The organism is uncultured Mailhella sp., from assembly GCF_947631555.1.
GTDB lineage: Bacteria > Desulfobacterota > Desulfovibrionia > Desulfovibrionales > Desulfovibrionaceae > Mailhella.
In genome coordinates, this window is the sequence record NZ_CANRLT010000014.1 from 21,470 (window position 1) to 43,812 (window position 22,343).

At 53.2% G+C, this 22,343-nt stretch carries 25 protein-coding genes; 14 read left to right on the plus strand and 11 right to left on the minus strand.

Going from position 1 to position 22,343, the window contains the following annotated elements; translation table 11 throughout:
• The first annotated feature begins 21 nt into the window (after positions 1-21).
• On the plus strand, positions 22-519 hold the full coding sequence (gene folK / locus Q0Z94_RS03375; RefSeq protein ID WP_298067611.1) for a 2-amino-4-hydroxy-6-hydroxymethyldihydropteridine diphosphokinase: 498 nt from the start codon (positions 22-24) through the stop codon (positions 517-519).
• A gap of 46 nt (positions 520-565) precedes the next feature.
• Positions 566-838, plus strand: coding sequence for a transcriptional regulator (locus Q0Z94_RS03380; protein ID WP_298067612.1), 273 nt, complete (start codon positions 566-568; stop codon positions 836-838).
• 55 nt (positions 839-893) lie between these two features.
• Here the strand turns inward: Q0Z94_RS03380 and rsmG are convergent, their stop codons facing one another.
• From rsmG to Q0Z94_RS03400, 4 genes are read right to left on the minus strand one after another with little or no spacing between them, the layout of a single operon-like run.
• Positions 894-1,544: a 16S rRNA (guanine(527)-N(7))-methyltransferase RsmG gene (gene rsmG / locus Q0Z94_RS03385; protein ID WP_366517567.1), complete on the minus strand. Its 651-nt coding sequence runs from the start codon at positions 1,542-1,544 to the stop codon at positions 894-896.
• Positions 1,531-2,310, minus strand: coding sequence for a lysophospholipid acyltransferase family protein (locus Q0Z94_RS03390; RefSeq protein ID WP_298067613.1), 780 nt, complete (start codon positions 2,308-2,310; stop codon positions 1,531-1,533). Before Q0Z94_RS03390 ends, rsmG begins: the two co-directional genes overlap by 14 nt.
• A gap of 14 nt (positions 2,311-2,324) precedes the next feature.
• On the minus strand, positions 2,325-3,539 hold the full coding sequence (locus Q0Z94_RS03395; RefSeq protein WP_298067614.1) for a replication-associated recombination protein A: 1,215 nt from the start codon (positions 3,537-3,539) through the stop codon (positions 2,325-2,327).
• Entirely contained in the window at positions 3,536-4,270 is a 735-nt protein-coding gene (locus Q0Z94_RS03400; protein WP_298067615.1) for a 16S rRNA (uracil(1498)-N(3))-methyltransferase, read from the minus strand. The genes Q0Z94_RS03395 and Q0Z94_RS03400 overlap by 4 nt, the downstream gene beginning before the upstream one ends.
• A gap of 198 nt (positions 4,271-4,468) precedes the next feature.
• Here Q0Z94_RS03400 and Q0Z94_RS03405 point away from each other — a divergent pair, with 198 nt between their 5' ends.
• Positions 4,469-5,440 carry a GAF domain-containing protein gene (locus tag Q0Z94_RS03405; RefSeq protein WP_298067616.1) on the plus strand — a complete coding sequence of 324 codons (972 nt, stop codon included), beginning with the start codon at positions 4,469-4,471 and terminating at the stop codon, positions 5,438-5,440.
• Positions 5,441-5,530: 90 nt separating this feature from the next.
• On the opposite strand, the gene Q0Z94_RS03410 is transcribed toward Q0Z94_RS03405, so the two are convergent.
• Positions 5,531-6,196 carry an NUDIX domain-containing protein gene (locus Q0Z94_RS03410; RefSeq protein WP_298067617.1) on the minus strand — a complete coding sequence of 222 codons (666 nt, stop codon included), beginning with the start codon at positions 6,194-6,196 and terminating at the stop codon, positions 5,531-5,533.
• On the opposite strand from Q0Z94_RS03410, the gene Q0Z94_RS03415 reads away from it, so the two are divergent.
• The 3 genes from Q0Z94_RS03415 to Q0Z94_RS03425 all read left to right on the plus strand — a co-directional run bounded on the left by Q0Z94_RS03415 (position 6,195) and on the right by Q0Z94_RS03425 (position 8,878).
• Positions 6,195-6,701: a GNAT family N-acetyltransferase gene (locus tag Q0Z94_RS03415; protein WP_298067618.1), complete on the plus strand. Its 507-nt coding sequence runs from the start codon at positions 6,195-6,197 to the stop codon at positions 6,699-6,701. The genes Q0Z94_RS03410 and Q0Z94_RS03415 overlap by 2 nt on opposite strands.
• Positions 6,698-7,186, plus strand: a complete 489-nt coding sequence (locus tag Q0Z94_RS03420) for a pyridoxamine 5'-phosphate oxidase family protein (protein ID WP_298067619.1) — start codon at positions 6,698-6,700, stop codon at positions 7,184-7,186. Before Q0Z94_RS03415 ends, Q0Z94_RS03420 begins: the two co-directional genes overlap by 4 nt.
• A gap of 816 nt (positions 7,187-8,002) precedes the next feature.
• On the plus strand, positions 8,003-8,878 hold the full coding sequence (locus Q0Z94_RS03425; protein WP_298067620.1) for a PHP domain-containing protein: 876 nt from the start codon (positions 8,003-8,005) through the stop codon (positions 8,876-8,878).
• 81 nt (positions 8,879-8,959) lie between these two features.
• Here Q0Z94_RS03425 and Q0Z94_RS03430 read toward each other — a convergent pair whose 3' ends face one another.
• Positions 8,960-9,736 (minus strand): HAD-IIA family hydrolase, encoded by a 777-nt coding sequence (locus tag Q0Z94_RS03430; protein ID WP_298067621.1) that lies wholly within the window; start codon positions 9,734-9,736, stop codon positions 8,960-8,962.
• Between the two features lie 215 nt (positions 9,737-9,951).
• Between Q0Z94_RS03430 and glpA the strand changes: the two genes are divergently transcribed.
• The 6 genes from glpA (at position 9,952) to Q0Z94_RS03460 (ending at position 16,658) form a co-directional block, all read left to right on the plus strand.
• On the plus strand, positions 9,952-11,562 hold the full coding sequence (glpA, locus tag Q0Z94_RS03435; RefSeq protein WP_298067622.1) for an anaerobic glycerol-3-phosphate dehydrogenase subunit GlpA: 1,611 nt from the start codon (positions 9,952-9,954) through the stop codon (positions 11,560-11,562).
• The gene (gene glpB, locus Q0Z94_RS03440) at positions 11,546-12,796 is read left to right on the plus strand and encodes an anaerobic glycerol-3-phosphate dehydrogenase subunit GlpB (protein WP_298067623.1); all 1,251 of its coding nucleotides are present in this window, start codon (positions 11,546-11,548) and stop codon (positions 12,794-12,796) included. Before glpA ends, glpB begins: the two co-directional genes overlap by 17 nt.
• Before the next feature lie 4 nt (positions 12,797-12,800).
• Complete coding sequence (locus tag Q0Z94_RS03445) at positions 12,801-14,006, plus strand: anaerobic glycerol-3-phosphate dehydrogenase subunit C (protein ID WP_298067624.1); 1,206 nt, start codon at positions 12,801-12,803, stop codon at positions 14,004-14,006.
• A 34-nt stretch (positions 14,007-14,040) separates the two neighbouring features.
• Entirely contained in the window at positions 14,041-14,286 is a 246-nt protein-coding gene (locus Q0Z94_RS03450) for a hypothetical protein (RefSeq protein ID WP_298067625.1), read from the plus strand.
• A gap of 124 nt (positions 14,287-14,410) precedes the next feature.
• Positions 14,411-16,054, plus strand: a complete 1,644-nt coding sequence (locus Q0Z94_RS03455; protein WP_298067626.1) for an FmdE family protein — start codon at positions 14,411-14,413, stop codon at positions 16,052-16,054.
• A 1-nt stretch (position 16,055) separates the two neighbouring features.
• Complete coding sequence (locus Q0Z94_RS03460) at positions 16,056-16,658, plus strand: molybdenum cofactor guanylyltransferase (protein WP_298067627.1); 603 nt, start codon at positions 16,056-16,058, stop codon at positions 16,656-16,658.
• 160 nt (positions 16,659-16,818) lie between these two features.
• Here the strand turns inward: Q0Z94_RS03460 and Q0Z94_RS03465 are convergent, their stop codons facing one another.
• From Q0Z94_RS03465 to Q0Z94_RS03485, 5 genes are all read right to left on the minus strand, one after another.
• Positions 16,819-17,196: an iron hydrogenase small subunit gene (locus Q0Z94_RS03465; RefSeq protein ID WP_298067628.1), complete on the minus strand. Its 378-nt coding sequence runs from the start codon at positions 17,194-17,196 to the stop codon at positions 16,819-16,821.
• Between the two features lie 12 nt (positions 17,197-17,208).
• Complete coding sequence (locus Q0Z94_RS03470) at positions 17,209-18,459, minus strand: [FeFe] hydrogenase, group A (RefSeq protein ID WP_298067629.1); 1,251 nt, start codon at positions 18,457-18,459, stop codon at positions 17,209-17,211.
• Between the two features lie 206 nt (positions 18,460-18,665).
• Complete coding sequence (locus tag Q0Z94_RS03475; RefSeq protein ID WP_298067630.1) at positions 18,666-19,460, minus strand: MetQ/NlpA family ABC transporter substrate-binding protein; 795 nt, start codon at positions 19,458-19,460, stop codon at positions 18,666-18,668.
• 42 nt (positions 19,461-19,502) lie between these two features.
• Entirely contained in the window at positions 19,503-20,165 is a 663-nt protein-coding gene (locus tag Q0Z94_RS03480; protein ID WP_298067631.1) for a methionine ABC transporter permease, read from the minus strand.
• On the minus strand, positions 20,158-21,165 hold the full coding sequence (locus tag Q0Z94_RS03485; protein WP_298067632.1) for an ATP-binding cassette domain-containing protein: 1,008 nt from the start codon (positions 21,163-21,165) through the stop codon (positions 20,158-20,160). The genes Q0Z94_RS03480 and Q0Z94_RS03485 overlap by 8 nt, the downstream gene beginning before the upstream one ends.
• Positions 21,166-21,335: 170 nt before the next feature.
• Here Q0Z94_RS03485 and ybaK point away from each other — a divergent pair, with 170 nt between their 5' ends.
• Both ybaK and Q0Z94_RS03495 read left to right on the plus strand, forming a co-directional pair.
• Positions 21,336-21,818, plus strand: a complete 483-nt coding sequence (gene ybaK / locus Q0Z94_RS03490) for a Cys-tRNA(Pro) deacylase (protein ID WP_298067633.1) — start codon at positions 21,336-21,338, stop codon at positions 21,816-21,818.
• Between the two features lie 4 nt (positions 21,819-21,822).
• The coding region (locus tag Q0Z94_RS03495) for a GAF domain-containing protein (protein ID WP_298067634.1) at positions 21,823-22,343 on the plus strand (521 nt) is incomplete at its 3' end.

Here is a 22,343-nt window from a genome sequence, read left to right on the forward strand (position 1 = left end):
GACGGCAAAGGAGAAGCAGCCATGAAGCAGGCTTTCGTTTGTCTCGGGTCGAATATGGGCGATGCCATGCAGAATCTTGAACGTGCTCGCCGTGAACTGGCGGCACTACCTGGAGTTTGCACAGTCACTGCATCCCAGATTTACAGGACGGAGCCGCAGGGCAGGAAGGAACAGCCCTGGTTCCTCAATCAGGTTCTTCGCCTTGAATGCATGGAAGATATGACGGCTTGCGGACTTCTTGAAGCCATGCTTGACATGGAAACTGGGATGGGGCGGATCAGAGACTCGTCCGATCGCTTTGGGCCTCGCGTCATTGATATGGACCTGCTGCTTTTCGGGGAGGAATGCAGCAGCGATCCTCACGTTACACTTCCTCATCCGCGCATGTCGGAGCGAGCCTTCGTGCTGGTTCCTCTCGCGGAACTTGCGCCTGACTTGAGACTGCCGGACGGCAGGAGTATACACTCTCTGCTTAACGCCTTGAATTATCGGCTTTCCGGCACTTCGATCTTTCAATAATGTTTAAGTACTTTCCCTGAGACGGGGTCTTTCAAAAGGAGCGGATATGATCTTCAAGGTTGTTCTCTTTGTACTGGTCTGCTATGTGCTGTACCGGCTTTTTATGAACGATCGCAAAAAGAGTGCCGATCAGGAAGTAAAAGAGCAGAAAAAGCGCATGGATACAGGCGAAATGGTTCAGGATCCCATTTGCGGCACGTACGTGGACAAGGAAAATGCCATCAGCGTCCGCAATGGTGATCAAGTCACTTATTTCTGCAGCTATGAATGCCGTCAGAAATATCTGGATCACCTTGAGGAACAGCGGAAACTGGACTAAATGAGTCCGCAGATACTGATAAAAGGGTCGCTATGCGCGGCTCTTTTCGTGTGATTCAGACCGCAGAAAATGCACAGAAATGCCGTGTTTCTTTCCCTGTCTCATAGACGTAATGTCCAACCTTCAACCAATCTGTGCCGGGCGGGGTATGGAATTCTTCCAATGAAAGAAAGACCACAACTCCTCCAGGTCTGAGAAACCCGTGGACAAATTCAAGCAGTTCCCTCCAGGGCATGAATGCCCGGCTCACGATGAGGTCTGCCTTTTTGTCCCGCATGAAAACTTCGGCACGCCCTCGAAACACTCGTGTGCCCGGCAGCGTCTGGCGTGCCAGGACAGTAGAAAGAAAGATGGCTCGCTTTTCCCGTGCCTCCACCAGCCAGTATGTGCCGTCCTGCCAGAGTATGCGGAGCGGTATGCCTGGAAGCCCGGCGCCGGCTCCAAGATCCCAAATCTCTGGGGCAGTGGGGAGTTTCATCAGGATTTGTTCCTGAAGAAAGTGTTCGAGGTGGAAGCTGTCCATGACAAGCTCATCCAGTGCATCACGCCAGCGCTTTGCCCCCACAAGATTCATGACCTTGTTCCACTGCATGAGCAAATTAAGATAGTCTGAAAGAGCCTGAGCCTTGGCCTTGTCTAATAAGAAGCCCTGTCGTAAGCAATATTCAACGAGAAAGGCGGGTGTGCACCCACTAAGCGCATCCATCGCTCTTTACCCATGCGTCCCAGGTTGTTTTAATGAACCGCACGATCTGGGCGTGCTCTTCACGTCCAGGGCCGCTGATGGTGACGGCTTTCCCAAAACGTATACGGACGGGAAGCTGGGGGCGGATTAGCCCCAGATCCTTGATAAGTGTTCCCTCCGCCCAAGCGTCCGTCTTGAGGGCTATGGGCACGACGGGTACTTTGGCTTTGCGGGCCAGCTTGACGCCAAGACTGTTGAAATCCTTTTCCTCCACCACGGGCATACGGCTGCCCTGAGTGAAGATGATGATGGATCGGCCAGAGGCAAGAATTTTGCTTCCTCCATCCAGAACGAGGGCCAGATCCTCACGTGGGTTTGCGCGGCCAAGAGCCAGAGGTTCACGGGAGGCAAGTACCGGCCCCAGCACAGGATACCTGAGCAGGGACTTTTTGACGACGAATGTCACGTCCTTGCGCGGCTCAATGATACAGGGCAGAAACATGGTTTCCATGGTACTCATGTGATTGGCTTCAAAAACGCAGGGGCCGTCGAAGTCGATATTCTCCACTCCATCGATATGCAGGGAAAAGCCGAGGCGCTCCATGAGACGGGCGACCTGTTCGCTGTCATGGATCCAGCGTTCTGCAGAATAGCGGCCGGACTTGAACGTTTTGTCAGCGTCACGAAAAATACCGATCATGCCAAAATAGAAACGCAGAGTAGGAAAGTTGACGCGGACATCCGAGATCGGAGTTTCGTAATTGCGGGAAAACATCATCGAGTTCATGGCATCCTCAAAACTCATCCGTCCTGTGCAGTGCGGCGATGCCTTCTGTGCCAGGAGTTGAGACGGGGTTCTTCGCCCTGATCCTTGCTTTGATAGTAATGGCGAGCGAGTACGGTTTCCGGAAGGTATTCCTGATCTACCCAGGAGCCAGGAAAATTATGGGGGTACTGGTAATCCTTGCCGTAGCCCCATTGCTTCTGCAGTGTGGTCGCAGCGTTGCGCAGGTGGAGGGGCACGGGCTGCATACCGTTGTTCTTTATCTCGCGTACAGCGTTGTGGTAGGCAGCGTAGCTGGAATTGCTCTTTGGTGCAAGGGCGAGATACGTCACCGTTTCGGCAAGAGGAATATACCCTTCGGGCATTCCGACAAATTCCACGGCCTGTTGGCAGGCGACGGCGAGAGGCAAAGCCTGCGGGTCACCGAGACCCACGTCTTCCGAGGCTGAGAGGATGAGCCTGCGGCAGATGAAACGGGGATCTTCTCCGCCCTCCAGAAGACAGGCAAGATAGTAAAGGGCGGCGTCCGGATCACTGCCACGAATGGATTTGATCATGGCCGAGGCCAGTTCATAGTGACTGTCACCGTTTTTGTCATGGCGCGCTACGAGTTCAGGCAGCGCCTGCTGCACATGGACGAGCCCCCGTTGATCTTCAGGAAGTGCGGCAACGTATTCAAGGAGATTGAGCAGAGAGCGGGCGTCTCCTCCGGCAGACGCGGATAAAAATTCTAAAACATCATCAGCAAAATTGACCCCAAGCTTTTCGGCACCCCGTTTGGCCAGAATGACCAGTTCGGAGCAGCTTAGGGGCTTCAGTCTGAGTACATGGAGACGGGACAGAAGTTGACGGGTGACGCTGAAGGACGGATTTTCCGTAGTCGTGGCGATCATGGTTATTTCGCCACTTTCCAGAAGAGGCAGGAAAAAGTCCTGCTGCGCCTTGGAAAAGCGATGCAGTTCGTCCAAAACGAGTACGTCAATGCCTGAAATTTGTCTGCGAAGCTGTGCCAGTCCCGCTTCAGGAGCGCTGAGGCGCAGGAAGCTGTCACTTTGGGAACGTGCGAGGAGCAGCGCAAGCGTTGATTTTCCGCATCCGGGCGGCCCGAACAGCAACAGGCTCGGCAGGTGTTTCGCCGAACGAAGAGTCTGGATCTGAGAGCGGAGATGGCTCTGACCAACAAACTCTTCCCAGATGGACGGGCGAAGTTTTTCCGGAAGTGGCGCTTTCATGTCTCGCTCTCCTGCCCCTGCCGTTTCCACCAGTGCAGTCCAAGGGCCATCAGTGCGGCAGTCTCCCAGCGGAGTATGCGTCTGCCCATGCTGAGGGCGTGGAAGCCTGCATTGCGAAGTTTTGCCGCTTCGCTGTCCGTAAAGCCTCCTTCCGGCCCAATGACGCAAAGTGTACGCCCTGGTAGGGCAAGACAGGCTTCGTCCATGAAACCATCCGTGGTCAGACGGTGTTCAACAAGCACATGACGGTGTTCAATATCGAGGCTTTGATGGATAAGTTCTTCCACTCCGCCCGGCAATGTACGCAATTCGGGAAGCCACGGATTTTGGCTTTGCTTCGCTCCGGCCACCAGTGAGGCTCGCCATGCTTCCTTGATATCAGCTGGGACGGGGAACTGACTGCGCTCTGCCTGCCAGAACCAGAGACCTTGGGCTTCCAGTTCAACGGCTTTTTCCAGAAGCCAGCTCCGCCTGGCCTCTCTGCCCCAGCCTGCGGCCAGAACAACGCCTGACTTGGGACGTGGAACAAAGGCTTCTTTCAGTACAGTCAGGGAGACGCACTGCCGGGAAATGGAAGAAATAGAGCATACGGCCGTACGTCCGACACCGTTGAGCAGAAGGATCGTTTCTCCCTGACGAAGACGGAGAACTCGACTCAGATGATGCGCCTCCTGGCCGGAAAGCTTCGGAGAGGGTTCCCACTGTCGTGGAGAAAGATAAAATGTATGCATAGACACTCCTTCCAAACCTGCGCCAGAAGTATAGCGACAGCGGGAGCTTTTGAAAAGCCCGGAAGTCATCCCCAGAATGCACTGACAGCACGGGGTGTTAAGACATGAGCGGAAAGACTTGCCCCGAGGGCAGGCTGCTGATATGCTTGAGGCCGTCAACAGCAGTATTTCCTTTAATGCACACACTCAGAAACAGCCATGATCGTCAAAAATCCCGTTGAATCCATACTTGCGCTGGCCGCCAGCGTTTTCGATGCTTATTCCGTAGTCCTGTTTGACGCCACCAGGGACGGGCAGGGCGCTCAGCTTATCGCTGCCTACAGTCAGGAAGATCATATCGATCAGAATACTGTGGTCACGCCGGGCAGGGGACTGGTGGGCTGGATTCTCCGCAACAACAGCCCCATTGTTATCGGTTCCATTGACGAGACACATGCGTATCTCGGCTATTATGAAGAAGACTGGGAGCCGGATATCTGCTCTTTTTTAGGCTGTCCCCTTCCCAATGGCGGCATACTCTGCATCGACAGCCGCCAGCGTCAGGCTTTTTCTCAGGACAAACAGGTGCTCATCGCGACCTTCGCTGATATCCTTTCTCAAACGCAATCCATGGAAATGCCCAAGGAACAGGGGAAATCGAAATACCTGCAAGCCCTCGATGAACTGGACAGGCTGCGGAAAAACTATTCCGGCTGGAAAGTCTATCTGCAAAAGGCACTGCCCATCATGCTCAAAGCTTCAGGTATGCAGTATGCGGTATTCGCTTCGCGCGTGGAAGGCAGTTCGAACTATATCGTTGAAGGGGAAAGTCCGGATCTGCTTCTCACAGATCAACAGCCGTTGGAACTATCCGTACATAACGGCATCATCGGTTGGGTCTTTCGCAATGAAGAAGCTGTCTATAATGATGGGCGCACTGGTATGACGCCACTATTCGGGAAACGCGAAGGTATTCCAGAATTCAGCAGTATGCTCTGCACTCCGGTGAGTATGAATAAAAATACTTGCGGCGTCCTCTGCCTGACCTCTAAGGAAGGAATGCCGATCGGCGAAGAACTGCGCACCTTCGGGCGTCTTGCAGCTGACGACCTTGGCCGGCTTCTGGAAATGCTCTCTCTTCGCTATAAGCTGCGTATGGCGGAAAAGGAACGAAAAACTGGCGGACAGTAATCTCTGCCACCTCTCCAAAAAAAGCAAGGTATTCACCAATGTCCTGGAACGGTTCTCTAAAAAGGCACGGTAACGCAGACCGCGGAGCAATCAATGGAACTTTTCTGCTCCGGGGGAAATTCTGCCTGACTGTACGGCCCAGATTAATTCTGGCGTGAGCAGACTTTGCTGATGTTCAACCAACCCCTGCAGCTCAAAGACATCAACAAACATGCCATCGGATGTACTGCCTGGTGTGGGAATCGCCGGACATGGGCCGGCAAGAAAAAATGTGGCAGAAAGATTGGCTCCGGTACTGTCGGCATAGGGCAGGGAACCTATGTTGCGCAGTCTGGTTGCGCCTATACCGAGTTGCACGGCAAGTTCGCGGCGTGCGGCGTCTTCCGAAGATTCTCCAGCAAAGATTCGTCCTGCGGCAGAAACGTCCCAAAGCCCTGCATAGAGTGCTGAAGTTTTCGTTTTTTTCTGAAGATAGACTTGTCCGCGAATATTTTTGAGGCAGACCAGCACCACTCGATGAAGCAATCCGAGAGAAGGAGCCAAACTCTGGGATGTGAGTATGAAAGGACGTCCGTACGCATCTAAAAGTTCAACCATCTGTTGAAGCTGGGACGGGGGGAGAGCGTAAGGCCCATCAGGCAAAGAGGAAAGGTATCGTCTGTGCATACGTTGTTCCTGAACTGTTTGAACATGGTCGTTTATCCCTGCGCTGTCAACTCTGTACTTTTTCTTTTTTGCGCGGTACATATACCACATGAACGTAATCCGCTGGCTCACTCTGAAGGATATGCCCCTCGTGGCAGAACTTGAAGCTCTCTGTTTCCCCACAGCGTGGTGCGTTGAACAGTTTATCCATACATGGAATAATGGCTTTTTTGCGGCTTACGGTTCCTTCCTTGGGGAAACTTTGACGGCGTATATCACCCTTTCCGTGTCATCCGAAGAACTGGAAGTTCTGAATATCGCCGTCCTGCCCAAATATAGGGGGCAGGGGCTTTCTCGGCCACTCATGGGCTTCGCTTTGGCCGATACTCTGAAAGGTGGACATCTTCTTCGTCTGGGCAAGATGGCAAAAGGTTGGGAATGTGCCTTTCTGGAAGTTCGTCCCAGTAATGTTACGGCGCTGTCGCTCTATGCCAGCCTTGGTTTTCGCTGCGTTGGACGACGTAAACAGTATTACGAAGACGGTGAGGATGCACTTGTGTACTCGCTGGAGAAACAGGATTTCCTGAATACCTGGCATGAGGAGAAGCAGCTATGAGAAGAAAAGACAGAGAAGTTTCGGATCGTGCGGCAATTTTCGACATTATGAAACGCTGTCCGGTCTGTCATGTGGCTTTCGGCGGCGATGACTATCCGTACGTCATTCCCTTATCCTTCGCTTTTGCAGAAAAAAACGGTGGTGTGATTCTGTATTTCCACAGTGCAACGGAAGGGCACAAACTTACCCTTCTGGCACGGGATCCGAAGGTGGCCTTTTCCATGGAAGCCACCGATGTGTCCGTAGTCACCGATGACAACATGGCCTGCCGCAGTACGGTATTTTTTGAAAGTGTCTGTGGAACTGGCGAGATGTATTTGCTCTCAGAGGAAGAAAAACGCGCGGGACTCATCGCGATTGCCGAACGCTACAGAATGAAAGGTGGTTCCTGTCATATTCTTGACGCTGCGCTTGAACGTACCACGGTCATGGTGCTTCAGGTGCGCGAGATCACGGGAAAGCGGCATCTGCAAGAACACTGCTAAAAGGAACGCGGCCCTGCCGGAACGCCAGGCGTGCTGGGAAAAGCGGAAGCTCGCCTTGACGGAAAGGAGTCGGCATCGGGATGATAGCGCATGTATGGTTCGCGCCCCGAAGTCAAGAAGAAATCCGAAAGGCATTATCATTTTCACGAGATTTGATTAACTTTTCGCTAAAACAGTCTCCTTTCCGGACATCTTCTTGATAGGTTCAGGCTCTGATGGCTTGCGGAGAGTGCATGCATGTATCCGGCTTTCGCTTTTGCGAGCCATGATGAAATCCGCACGATGAGTTCCTATCACTTTTTCAGGGTTGTTACCTTTGCTTCATGCCGGAGTTCCCCATCGTCGGCTCTGCCGTTTTCTTATCTTTCAAAAAAAATGATGCTCACAAAGAGGTTAAATACTGCCTTCGTTGTTCGGGATTCCTCCTGTTCGTTTAAAGGTTTATATCATCAGCGGCCACTTCAGTAGAGGCGTCTGCATGTGAACATGACAGTAGTAGACGTCACCGAAAAGACTTTCTTTGATGAGCGCCTCCGGCACGGCAAGAACTTTCCCGTTTTTTAATATTTCAAGGCAGACAAGGTAAGGCCTGCCCGAGACGTGAACATTGACAAAAAAGGAATCCGTACTCAATAATAGATATATGGCGTTACTGTCTCCCCCTTCAGCTTGCACTGAAGGTCATCCGGCTGACAGAAGCCTCAAGGCAACGATTTCTCGTACCACACGACGTGTACAGCAAGAGGGACAATTTTTTTGCGTTGAATTCCGCACATGAGAAATACTTAATCATCATTCAGCAAAGGCAGGTAAGACATGGCCGTATCCCGTATTGATCTCCATATCCACAGCACGGCTTCCGATGGTTCGGACAGCCCTTCAGCCATCGCAGAACAGGCGGCATCCCTGCATCTTGCTGCCTTTGCGCTGACAGATCACGATACGTTGGAAGGACTGGAAGAAGCGGAAACTGCTGCGCAGCGTCTGGGTGTGCCCTTCGTGCGTGGCTGCGAAGTGAGTACTCACACTGAATGGGGGGCGGCACACTTCCTCGGACTGTGGCTGCCGCACGACAAAGAGCGCCTGACTGAACTGCAGGAAACACTTGAAGTGGTGCGAAAAGACAGAGCAGAGCGCAATTTTCGCATGACTGAAAAACTTCAAGAGCTGGGTTTCCCCGTGAACTATGAAGAAGTCACTGCGATCGCTGGAAATAAAGTAGTCGCGCGTCCCCACTTCGCTGAACTGCTTGTCAAAAAAGGTATTGTGAAGACAGAGGTAGAGGCGTTCGAGAAGTATCTTGGCAACGGCAAACCGGCCTACATTCCACGCAAGGTTCTTTCTCCCGAAGAGGCTGCTGAGCTGCTCAAGCGAAGCGGGGCCCTGGTGGTCATGGCCCATCCTCGGTTGCTTAAGGCTCCTCGGAAGGCGCTGGAACAGCTCATTGCCCGCCTAGTTCCTCTGGGGCTTGACGCACTGGAGGCGTACCACAGCGAACACAAACCCAATGATGTGCGTATATGTGTCGAACTTGCCAGAAAGTATGGCTTGCACCTTTCTGGTGGTTCAGATTATCATGGTACGCACAAGAAAGATATTCGCATGGGCTACGGGAAAGGCAGTCTGTGCGTGCACCGCGGAATCTACGACGATCTTTTGCAATACAGGGAAGAGAAGGGACTCATTGATTGACCTTAACGCTTACAGAAAAAGCCGCTCCGACAGAGAGCGGCCTCTTCTGTAGCTTGAAAGAGCCCACGGGAAAAACGAGTATTATTCTTCCCATGCCTTGCCCAGATCTTCAGCAATGACCGTGGGCTGAATCGATTCTGCAAGAGCTTCTTCCAGTGTCGCTTCGCCGCTGAGTACGAGGATAAAGTCAATGCCTGCATTTTCAGCAAGCTTTTTGTCCGTACTCAGGCGGTCGCCCGCCATGACCATGTCTTCCCTGCGATATTTTGACGTGAGCGGTTCCAGAACCGCGGGGTCTGGTTTTCCGAAAATATATTGTGGTTCGCGCCCGGTAGCGACTTTGTACAAGGCAAGCATACTGCCGACGTCCGGCAGAGGGCCTTCGGGAGACGGACAGACTTTGTCTGGATGGGTAGCGAGAAAGAGCACGTTCGGATGATTTTCCAAAAGCAGGGCAGAGCGGGACAGCTTCTCATAGGTAAGCTCGGTGTCATAGGCGAGAATGACGGCCTGAGCCCCTTCTTCCTGCTGAGCCAGTTCCGGCATACGTTGGGCCAGATCTCTGCAGAAATCCCTGTTGCCCACGATATAAGCGGTATGGATACCGTGAGTTTTCAGAAAATGTACCAGAGGCGTGGTGGGTGAAAGGATGAGATCCAGCGTCGCGGGTATCCCCATTCCATTCAGTTTTTTCACATAGGTATCTGGAGCTTTTGACGTGTTGTTGCTGAGGAAGTGGAAGTCCAGCCTGTCCCAATTGTTGCGAATGAAGTCCACAGCCCCCCGGATCGGGATGTTCCCAAGGTAGACGGTTCCATCCATATCGAGAACGACACAACGTTTTTCGGAAATCTTCATGGCAGACTTTCTCCTGTGAGAGGTGACAGTACTTGTCTATACCAAAGAGTCTATCCAAGACAAGAGGAAACCTTTTTGTTTTTAATTTGTTGAATTTTTTGAAATTACGCCATGTTATACGATATCTTGACGCCCGTTCCGTTAGGGGCTACACAAAAAAATCATATTGATTCATTTTTCTCAAACGAAAAGATAACCGTGTGGGAAGGGTGGAAATGAAGCATACAACTGTAGTCATCATTGGCGGAGGAGCCACAGGCATAGGCATTCTGCGTGATCTGAGCATGCGCGGAGTCAAGGCCGTTCTTCTAGAACAGGGGGGCATAGCTGCGGGAGCGAGTTCCCGTTTCCATGGTCTGCTCCACAGCGGCGGTCGGTATGCCGTCAAAGACAATGAAGCGGCGCGGGAATGTATCGAAGAAAATACGATACTTCGGCGCATCGGCCGCGAATGTGTCGAGGAATCGGAAGGTTTTTTCGTCCTTACCCGCGAAGACGATCCTTCCTATGAAAAAATATGGGTAGATTCTTGTGAAAAAGCTGGTATCAGCGCTGCTCCTTTAGATGTTAAGGATGCGCTCAGACTTGAACCGAACCTTGATCCCGATATTCGGGCAGTCTATCGCGTCCCAGACTCCAGCGTAGACGGTTTCCGCTTGGTCTGGCACAACGCGATGTCGGCTCGCCGCTATGGCGGAGAGATGCTTACGCATCATCAGGTCATTGCCATTGATCAAGAAGGAGGACGGGTGAAAGCCGTACGCGCCCGTAATCTTATCACCGGCGAAGAAGTCTGCATAGCCTGCGAAATGGTGGTGAACGCCGCCGGTTCCTGGGCCGCACAGATCGTTCGGCTTGTGGGACTGGACGTGGGTGTACAGCCAGACAGGGGCACACTCATCGCCTTTAACCACCGCTTTACCTCCCGCATCATCAACCGACTGCACATGAGTTCCGATGGCGACATTTTTGTACCCCACGGTTCCATTACCATTCTTGGCACCACATCGTTCAAGGCCGACCGGCCTGACGATCACCATGTTCCTCCAGAAGACGTTCTCCGGCTTCTTGACATTGGCGAAGTGCTTTTCCCACAGCTTCGCAGTTACCGCATTCTTCGGGCATTTGCCGGCACCCGTCCCTTGTATATCAGCAACGGCAGCGCCGCAGGGCGAGCGGCAAGCCGCGGCTTCCACATCTCCGACCATTCGGAGGAAGGCTTGGAGGGGATGCTGTCCATTTTCGGCGGCAAATTCACGACGTACCGCCTGATGGCCGAAAAGCTCTGTGATCTTCTCTGCAGCAAACTCGGCGTCACGGCAAAATGCCGCACGGCTTTGGAGCCGCTCATCGCCGATCCTTCCCCCGAAGTACTGGAAAAAGCCAGGAAGGTTTTTCCCGTCCACGGGGCGGAGCTGGCAGCCAATCGTTTGGGAGATGCTTTCCCCACCGTTGTGGAACGTGCTGAGGCCATGAAGGAAAATACGCTTCTCTGCGAATGCGAAATGGTTTCCCGCGCGGAAATCGAATTTGTGGCAAACGATCCTGCCAGCACGTCGCTTACTGATGTGCGTTTGCGGACACGTCTGGGCATGGGAACCTGTCAGGGAACCTTCTGCTCACTGCGTACCATTGGCACACTTACGGAATGCGGCGTATCTTTCCCGATCTCTCCCGCCGAAAACCTGAGGGGATTCCTCCAGGAACGCTGGAAAGGCCTGCGGCCTGCACTTTGGGGCATACAGGCCAGAGAGATGGAGCTTGGGCGTGCGGTCTATGCAGCCACACTGAACCTCGATGGAGCGAAACATGAACAGGAAAAGTGATATCCTCGTTGTTGGTTCAGGCCTTGCCGGTATGACGGCGGCACTGACAGCTGCTGCATCTGGAAAATCGGTAACACTCCTTTGTTACGGCGCAGGTTCCTTGTCCATCAGCAGCGACTGCATTGATGTTCTAGGATATTTTGGCGGTGAGCGTACGAAGGAGCCTTTCACAGTCATGGAGCGTCTGCCGGAAGAACATCCCTACCGCAAAATCGGCACGCAAGCAGTCAAAACCGCGTTGGAATGGTTTGAAAAATTTTGTGCCGGCGCGGGATTAGATCTACACAAACCGGCGGAAGGAGAGGGCAACCACGAACTCATTACTGTCATGGGAACCACAAAACCGAGCTGGCTTTGCCCTGACAGTCACGATGCGGCCTGTATCCGTGATGCAAAACATATTGCCGTCTTCACCGTTGAAAACATGAAGGATGTGCATCCAAGACTCATCATCGATCAGCTCAAGCATTATCCGTTCTTGGCAGATAAGGATTTTCAAGGCTTTACCCTTCCTTGTCCCATCAAGGATGCCCGCCGCAACATCACGCCTCTGGACATTGCGCGCTATGTGGACAAGCCTGATGGTCTGCGCTGGCTTCACGAAAATCTGGAAGCTTTTGCCGGGAAGTTTGATGTTTTTCTGCTTCCGCCTATCTGTGGCATGGAGCTCGCTCAAAACGTATGGAAGAAACTCAGCACTGAGCTGAACGTCCGTATTGTCGAAATGATCTCCATTCCACCTGCGGTCTCCGGTCTGCGACTGTACGATGTACTGCGCAAGTCGCTCAATCAGAAGGGCGTGTACCTGGCCGAGAACGTCCAGATCCTGAGTGCGGATGTGGAGCAGGGGAAGTGCAGGGCACTGTATTCTGAGGAGGGTCAGCGCTGGGAAGCCGATGAATTTGTCATTGCCACAGGAGGTCTCCTGAGCGGTGGTATCAGCACTGAACCAGGAAAAGCGTGGGAAAGCATTTTTCATATTCCGCTGAATGTTCCCGCTGATATAGAAGCCTGGTCTTCGCCTGATATCTTCGGCAGCAGCCTCTTTGCACGTATGGGTGTTTCCGTGGGAGGCGATCTTCGGCCTCTGGACGAGGGCGGTGCGATCCTGCTCAAGAATGTCCGTTTTGCCGGACGCGTCCTCGGCGGATACGATTTCGCTCTTGAAAAAAGCGGTCACGGAGTGGCTCTTGCCACGGGCTGGCTGGCCGGTACACTGGCTGGAAAGGAGTAGGGCAATGAAACACCGCAATCCCGATAAATGTGTTGCCTGCAGCACCTGTGTGGTGCAGTGCCCTGTTGCTGAAGTGACGTCCAAATTCCTTGGGCCACGAATGACCGGGCCGGCCTCGGAACGTTTCCGACTGCTGAACGCGGGCGAAGACGAATCACTAAGCTACTGTGCTAACTGCAAAAATTGCAATATTTCCTGTCCGCAGGGTGTAGACGTGGCCAATATCAACATGCTGGCCCGGACTCGCTACAGTCGCGAACATCGTCCTTCTTTCCGAGACTGGATACTTGCCCACGGTGAACTGGAAGCCGATCTGGTGCGATTCTTCCCCTCGAGTCTGGTCAACTTCGGCATGGTCAATCCTCTGACGAAATTCGTCCTGGACGCGATCGGTATCAGTAAGAAGGCGGATCTCCCAACCTTTGCCCGGGATCAATTTCCGGCGCTGTTCAAGTCTTACCGTCAGCCAACTCTTCACAAAAAAGTTGTTTTCTTCCCTGGTTGCTATATCAAAGCCTATGCCCCTGAAACAGGCATAGATCTGGTCTGGCTGCTCAATAGGGCAGGGTACAACGTCATATATCCTGAAAATTTCTGTTGCTGTGGCACACCGCTGTACACGAACGGCTTTGAAAAAGACGCTCGCAAAAATGCCGCTGTTAATTTGCTTGAACTGAAAAAATGGCGTGAGGAAGGGATTCCCGTCCTGTCTCTATGCCCAAGCTGCCAGCTTATGTTCCGTTCGGAGATTCCAATTTATTTTCCTGAGTTGGCTGAAGAGCTGGATGGAAAGACGGCCTTGGACGACGCCCAGGAATTTATTCTTTCCTGCATCGAAAAAGGGGAATTGCCCCTCGCTGGCGCAGAACAGAATAAACTTGATGTCATGTACCATGCGCCCTGCCATCTTCGGGCGCAGGGCATTGGTATGCCCGGGCTTGAACTTCTCAAAAAACTTCCGGGCGTACACGCTGTCAACGCTGACGCTGGTTGCTGCGGAATATCGGGCAGCTATGGATTCAAGAAAGAAAAATATGACATCGGCATGGCCGTTGGTTCACAGCTTTTCCGAACCATCAAGGATAGCGGCATAGAGCAGGTAGCTACCGACTGCGGAACCTGCCGGGTTCAGATTATGCACGGCACGGGCCATCCTGTTGCTCATCCGTTGAATATCCTACGCCGTCGTCTGGACACAACGAGACGTTAAACTTACGTCTGTTTTTCAGACACGGATGCATCTCATGAAAAGAACTGCCGGTTTTCAGGCAGTTCTTTTCATGAGTGCCCTGGAAGTCTTGCCTATACTTCGAACAAGAGGACAAAAACGTGTACGCGTTGAGCGTTATGGTATGATTTTTGCGGATTTGTATTTAAGGTTTTTTGTGTTAGATTTTCGTTCAGTTTTTTTGTTGGGCGATAAAAGTTTACATAATTTACATTATGGGACATTAATTATTATCGCTTTGTTGCCTGTTCACCTTATATAGGGGTTGCTCGACGCTCACCAGAACCTTCTTTTCTTTCATTCGCTTGCCGCGTATGCTAATATCCTACTTTGGATGAGTTCACCTTAACCTCTCACGGCTCACAGATAAAGCCACGGATACTTCCATGAACATTGAAACCTACACATTCAAAGAGTTTAAGGCTCTGGCAGCTAGTTTTCACGGGTATGCCGCACCAGGGATTCTTCTTGGTGGATACATGGTGGCTTTGGGCAAAAGATTACTTCCGGAGGGAACACTGTTCGAGGCCGTTTCTGAAACGCCAAAATGCCTTCCCGACGCCGTACAGCTTTTGTCCCTTTGCAGCATGGGAAATCAACGGATACACATTCGGGATCTTGGCCGTTATGCCGTGACGCTTTATGACAAATACACAGGACAGGGCGTCCGCATAAGCGTAGATATGGAAAAGCTTCGAGCGTGGCCGGAATATTATTCCTGGCTCATGAAGCTTAAACCTAAAAAAGATCAGGATGAGAGCAAACTGTTGCAGGAAATAGAAAATGCAGGCGATTCCGTTTGCCGGGTGGAAGCTGTATCCGTATCGCCTGAGCTGCTAGGACGCCGGCATTCTGGTTCAATCGGGATATGCCCTGTCTGCGGAGAAAGTTATCCTGTGGAACACGGGCCGCTCTGTCGAGGCTGTCAGGGAGAAAACTATTTTATCCATAAGGCAAAAAAAGAGGAATCTCCCCTTCCCCCCGGCGTTCAGGTAGTTCCGCTGGAAGATGCTGTTGGCAAAAAACTCGTTCACGACATGACCAGAATCGTTCCCGGCGAAAGCAAAGGGCCGGCCTTTACTGCTGGACAGCTCGTAACAGCAGGCGATCTTTGCCGCCTTCAGCAGATCGGTCGCTTTGAAGTAGCGATACAGACGGATGCCTCGTCTGGGGACGCTGACTTCATCCATGAAAATGCCGTGGCTGAAGCCTTTGCCAAACGCATGGCAGGAATTGGTGTACGCTACTCCCTTCCGCCTCACGAAGGCAAAATCGACTTTGTGGCCGCATATTCCGGCCTGCTCTCTGTCGATGTACGCAGACTTGAACGCTTCAACCTTGTTCCTGATGTCATGTGCGCCAGCCTGCACGATGCCACACTTGTCACTGAAGGAGAAAAATTTGCAGGTACCCGTGCCATACCGTTGTTTCTCGAACGAAGGAAGCTTGCCCTTGCACTCTCGGAGCTGGGAACAACACCGATTTTCACGGTCACGCCTCTGCGTAAGGCAAAAATGGGTATCCTCGTCACAGGTACGGAGGTTTTTAACGGGCTGATCGAAGATAAGTTTATCCCTATCATGCGAGAAAAGGCCCATCAGTACCGTTGTGACGTCCTTTGTACTGCGGTCACTCCTGATGACAAAAACACCATTGCTGAACAGGTTCAGCGCATGCTCAAGTCTGGCATCGACCTCCTCGTGACCACAGGGGGTATGTCGGTAGACCCTGGTGATGTTACCCGCCCTGCTCTGCTTGAAGTCGGACTCACCGAGGTTCTATATGGAATGCCTGTGCTGCCTGGCGCCATGGCTATGGTCGGACGTATCGAAAGTGCAGCTGGTGCCGTGCAGGTCATGGGCGTGCCCGCCTGCGCACTTTTCTTCAAGCACACGGTCTTTGATCTGCTTCTGCCGCGTCTTCTTGCGGGGCGCCGCATCACCCGTGCCGAACTCGCCCGCCTTGGGGAAGGTGGCTATTGTCGTTCCTGCTCTGTCTGCACCTTCCCCAAATGCGGTTTTGGGAAATAACATGATCGGAGTCATTCTTGCGGGCGGACAATCTTCGAGGTTTGGAAGTGACAAATCTCACCTGCTTCTTCCAGGCCGTAACATTACCCTTCTGCAACACCTTCTCTCTGTACTTTCTGCCCTGCCCTGTCTGTCTGGCACGGCGATTTCCTGCCGCTCAGAACAGCTTCCTCTGCTGGAAAATTTCGTCTCTTCCCGCTTTGTTCTTGACCATACGCACGGTGAAAACGGTAAACCAACGCCTCTTCGCGGTCTTATCTCTACAATTGAAACTTTGGATGACGCCACCCTTGTCATTCCATGTGACCTGCCGCTCATGACAACAAGCACACTGGCACTTCTGGCGAATGCTCGCTCACAACGTGCGACGCCAAAAACACTCCGCACCGCCTTTGTTCACGATTGCGGCATGATGGAACCTCTTGTCGCCATTTATGAAAAAGAAGCTCTCCCTCACCTGCTAGACGCACTTCGCAAACAGCTCTTGAGTCTCCATGACGCCATACCTCCAGAACGGCAAATTCTGGTTCCAAGCGGCGACAGATCCCCCTTTTTCAACCTGAATACGCCCGCCGATCTCTGTGCACTCGCAGGCCTTTCCTGATCTCCCTCAATTTTTATGGTTTTACCACTTTCAAGTATTCCTTGAAGATTCTCTCGTCACCCACTGCCTTTCCACAGAAAAGGCGGCCTGCCACAGACAGACCGCCTTTTCATAACAAGTTCAAAAAGCAATCAAAAAGCCACGTTTTCAGACACAAAGCCTACGCTTCGTAGGGATACTTCTTGTTGAGGAACGCTCCCCCGCGAGGACCTGGATACTGCCCTTCCTCATGAAGCTTCTTCACCGCTGCGGACTTGTCATACCAATGGGAATGAAGCAGATGTTCTGCGGTTTCGCTCAGAGGTTTATCCAAGTAGTTCTTGTAAAGGAGCTTGACTTGTGCATTATCCTGGGAAGCACGATGGGCAAAGGCCTGATCTTCGCGGTACACGCTGGCTATCCGTTCGCACATATGGGACATGAGCGTCTGGACACCGGCCATAGCACGGCCAGTCCAATGAACACCAAAGGCAAGTCCACCTGAAAGGACAAAACAGCCGTAGAGGAAACCGCGGCGAGTGACGCTGGTGATAGACATGACAATTCCTCCTTATGCCTGGCTGTTTTCAAGGCGCTGTCTGTAGCTGGCGAACAGCTGACCGGTTCTGCGTTCAAACACTTCCCAAACGGAAGGCATAATGGGCTGACCTCCTCCGCAGACACAGCCGCCGGGACAGGCCATAAACTCAATGAAATGATAGGGACTTTTGCCTTCGCGAACCATATTGAGGACAGACGGGAAATTCTTGGCGCCATGCACCACCGCGACGTGAACCTCGATGCCTCCAACGTTGATGGTGGCGTCGCGAAAACCTTTCATGCCACGAACAGGCTTGAAATCCATCTTACCGGGCTTCGAGCCGGTTACGGCCTCATACGCATAGCGCAGAGCAGCTTCCATGACCCCGCCCGTCACGCCGAAGATGGTGGCGCCGCCCGTGGATTCCCCCATGAGGTCGTCAACTTCACCGTCAGGAAGGTGCGCCAGGTCAATACCGGCCTTTTTGATCATATAGGCCAGTTCGCGGGTGTTGATAGTGGCGTCGATATCACGCATACCGCTGGCCTGAAGTTCAGGGCGCAGACCTTCGTATTTCTTCGCTACGCAGGGCATGATCGACACGGTATAGATGTTTTTTGGATCATAACCACGTTTTTCTGCGCCGTAGGTCTTGGCCAGCGCACCGTTCATGCCCACCGGAGATTTGCAGGAGGAGAAATGCGGAAGAAGGTCGGGATAATAGGTCTCGCAATACTTCTGCCAGCCGGGGCAACAGGAGGTGAACTGGGGAAGATCCTGCTTTTCGGTGAGACGTTTGACAAATTCCGAGGCCTCTTCCCAGATGGTCACGTCGGCGGCAAATTCCGTATCCCAGCAGTGAGCGAAGCCCAGCTTCTTCAGTGCAGTGAGCATCCGGCCGGTAGTCACGGATCCGACGGGCATACCAAAGGCTTCGCCCAAAGCATAGCGGACGGCAGGCGCAGGCATGGCAATGCACTTGATCTTTTTGTCGGCCAGCTTCTGTTCGAGTTCGGGCACCCATGTGTGCTGCTCATAGATAGCCCCTTGCGGGCAGTGGACGAGACACTGGCCGCAATTGATGCAGGCTTCGGGATGAGGGATGCTGTGCGCCTTGCCAGACGAGCCATAAATGGCATCTACAGGGCAGTACCGCTGACAGGAATCGCAGCCGATGCACTTCGAGGGATCAATCTGGACGAAGCCAAACTGATCCGGATTGCTTCCAACTTCGGGGGTGTGCATTTCGTACTGCACATGCTCCATAGTGATACGAGCCATTCAACTCTCCACGGCTAAAATGTGTCTCTCCTTTCGGCCTCCCGCGAACGCGGTCAGGTTGAGGCCACGGATTCCTCGTTCACAAGGTATAAAATAATACGGAAATCTTGTAAACAGTATCCTCGAAAAAACCTTCCCCGCGCAGGCATAAAAAAGAGCCATGCCACGGACTAGCGGCACGGCTCCGGCATGGATGGAGAACTCCCCTACTTGCTGGGCACGACTGCGCCTTCGTACTTTTCGTTGATGAACTTTCTAATCTCGGCACTCTTAAGAATGGCCGCAAGGTCCTTCAGTTCCTGACGGTTTTCATCCCCATCCCGCACAGCGAGAATATTGCCGTAGGTTGCGGCGGCAACGGAATCGGTGGTTTCAGCGGCCAGGGCATCTTTTACCTTCAAGCCACCCAAGATGGCGTAGTTTCCGTTGATGGTGGCAATGTCCACGTCGGGAAGCGAACGAACCAGCTGTGCAGCCTCAATCTCTTCGATCTTCAGTCCAAGAGGATTGGCCACAATATCCCGGCGAGTGGCATTCAGGCCCGCGCCGTCCTTGAGTTTCAGAAGTCCATTGTCCTGAAGCAGAAGCAGCGCGCGTGCCTCATTGGTCGTATCGTTGGGCACGGAGACAATGGCGCCTTTCTTGAGTGCCTTGAGTTCCCTGGTCTTGCCGGCATAGATGCCGAAAGGCTCATAATGCACTGTCGCGATGGAGATCAGCTTTGTGCCTTTTTCACTGTTGAAGTCCGTAAGGTACGGCTGGTGCTGGAAGTAGTTGGCGTCGAGTTCACCAGCATCGAGGGCCATGTTGGGCTGTACATAGTCTGCATACTCTACGATTTTGAGATCATGCCCCTTGGCCTTCATCATGGGAATGGCAGCCTGAAGGATCTCTGCGTGGGGAGTGGGCGAAGCCCCGACCTTGACTTCCGCTGCGTATGCGGAAGCGGCCGTCAGGGAGATGCTCAGCATGGCCGTGAAAAGAAGACTGCGAAGATTCATGGTTCACCTCAGAAAAAGGTTTGACGCCTTGCGGCATCGTGTTCAAAATAAACGTTTATCCGAACGCTTCGTCGCCCAGTTGCCCAGCATCTGAAAAAGCTGGACGATGATGATGAGCAGAACGATGGTAGCGAACATGATATCCGTCTGATACCGGTTGTAGCCGTACATGATGGCCAGCTTGCCCAAGCCGCCGCCGCCCACCGCGCCGGACATGGCCGAATAGCCGAGAATGGTAATGGCCGCCACAGCGCTTCCATTGAGCAGAGAAGGCAGTGCCTCGGGCAGCAGAACCTTGGCAATGATCTGCCAGGTGGACGCTCCCATGGACTGTGCGGCTTCCACTACTCCGCTGTCCACTTCCAGCAATGACGCTTCAATGAGCCTGGCCACGAACGGAGCCGCAGCGATGACAAGCGGAACGATGGTGGCATTGTTGCCGATGGTCGTTCCCACCAGAAAGCGGGTAAAGGGAATGACCGCAATCATTAAAATGAGAAAGGGGAAGGAGCGCGTCAGGTTCACCACCACGTCCAGAACGCCGTAAAGAACGGGCCGGGGCCAGATACCGTCCCTGCGACATATGACGAGGAGCACTCCCAGAACCATGCCGAACACATAGGAAAGGAAGGTCGAAACCACCGTCATGTAGATTGTATCCACCACACCTTCCCAAAGCATGGCTATCATCTGCGCGTCAAACATGCTTCATATCCTCCAGTTCCAGGCCACGGGACGCGGCAAAGGCATAGATGCGTTCGCAGGCTTCTGCGTCATCGGGCAGCTGGAGTACCATCTGTCCGCATACTGCACCGTCGATCTCGCGCAAGTCCGAATACAGAATGCTGAGGGGCCGTCCACAGTCAAGAATCATGTTGCCTATGACCGGTTCGAGACTGCTGCTGCCCGTGAACACGATGCGCACTACTCGCCCCTGGGGAAGCCGCTCCGGATCCAGTGCCTCGGGCATGACCATAGTTCGCGCAGCCTCCGTGCGGGGATGATAAAAGACTTCCTCCACAGGACCGGTCTCGGCAATCTTTCCTCCGGCAATGATGGCAACATGACTGCATATCTTCTCGATGACGCTCATTTCATGGGTGATGACCACCGCCGTGATACCGAGTCGGCGGTTAATATCCTTGATCAGAGCGAGTATGGAAGCTGTGGTGCTGGGATCGAGCGCTGACGTGGCCTCGTCGCACAGCAGAACTTTGGGATTGGTAGCCAAAGCGCGGGCAATTGCCACCCGCTGCTTCTGACCGCCGGAAAGCTGCGAGGGATACGAAGACGCTCGTTTTGACAGGCCCACGAGTTCCAGAAGTTCCGCAGCCCGCTTGCGCGCCGTTTCTCTGGGCGTACCAGTAAGTTCCAAGGGAAAGCAGACGTTCTCCTCGGCAGTACGCTGCATGAGCAGATTGAACTGCTGAAAGATCATGCCCATCGAGCGGCGGGCTTCGCGTAAGTCGCACTCAGGCAGACGACAGAGATCCTTTCCCTCGAAAAGCACCTGTCCTCCTGTTGGGCGTTCCAGCATATTGATACAGCGTACAAGTGTAGACTTCCCTGCTCCGCTTCTACCGATGATACCGAAAATATCACCCTGATGTATGTCAAGATTTATGCCTTTGAGCGCATAAACCTCAGAATTCTTGCTCTGGAATTTCTTCTCCAGTCCTCGTATGCTGATGATTGGCTCAGCCATGTATCGCTCCATCCGTTCTGGCAAACGGCCTGTTTCTGAAAGAAAACGAAAAAGGATGGTATCGTGTTTCATCACGGTTGTGAATAGATTTCTGCCCATGCGCATATGTACTTTCGGCAGCTTCAGGCATACTATGACAGGCAAGGCGATACTGCGCTTCTGGAGGAACGATGTCTTCCCTCAAGAAAACCAACGCTGCCCGGACCCTCGACAAGCTGGGCATTCCCTACGTTCTCAACAGCTACCCTGTTGATCCCGATGACCTTTCCGCCACACATGTGGCCGAAGCTCTCAACGTCGATCCCGCCCGCGTGTTCAAGACGCTCGTGACCCGCGGACATCCGAACGGAATAGCGATGGCCTGCATACCCGGCGACGCCGGACTTGACCTCAAGAAACTGGCGGCAGTCTTCGGCGACAAAAGTGTCGAAATGGTTCCACTGAAGGACGTTCTGCCTCTCACCGGCTACATTCGGGGCGGCTGCTCCCCTGTAGGAACCAAAAAGAAGTATCCCGTCTGCATCGACGCCAGCGCAAAAAATTTCGAAACTATCTACGTCTCCGCAGGCCAGCGCGGACTTCAGTTCGTCATCGCACCCGGAGATCTCGCACGCGCCGTTGGTGCCGTCTTTGCCGACATCGTCATGGAGTAGCCCCATGCACCTTGTCCTTCTCACAGAAATTGCCGATGCCCTGGAACGGGCACTGCCTCCGGAACAAGGGCTTCAGCTTTCCCTGCAGATCATGGCCAGGCATCTGCCCATGAAGCGAGCCTTCATCGCACTCACCGAACCCGAGGAACAGGACATCAGTATCCGCGCTTCGCTGGGGCTGTCTTCCGCAGAGCAGGCGCGCGGACACTATCTTCCGGGAGAAGGCGTCACCGGCAGCGTCATTGCCAGCGGCCGCCCGGAGATTGTCCCCGATATTTCAGACAGCTCCCGCTTCCTCAACAGAACGCGCTCCCGCAACCTCAAGCGGGAACATGCCGCCTTTCTGTGCGTCCCCATACGGCTTGACGATCAGGTGATCGGAGCCCTTGCCGTGGACAGACGCATGGGTATCAAGGAAGCTCTGGACGATCAGGCAAGGCTTCTTGTCATTATCGCCTCCATGCTGGCTCATACGGCATCGGAATGCCGTTCCCGCCCTCACACGCCGCACCGTGCCCTGCCACG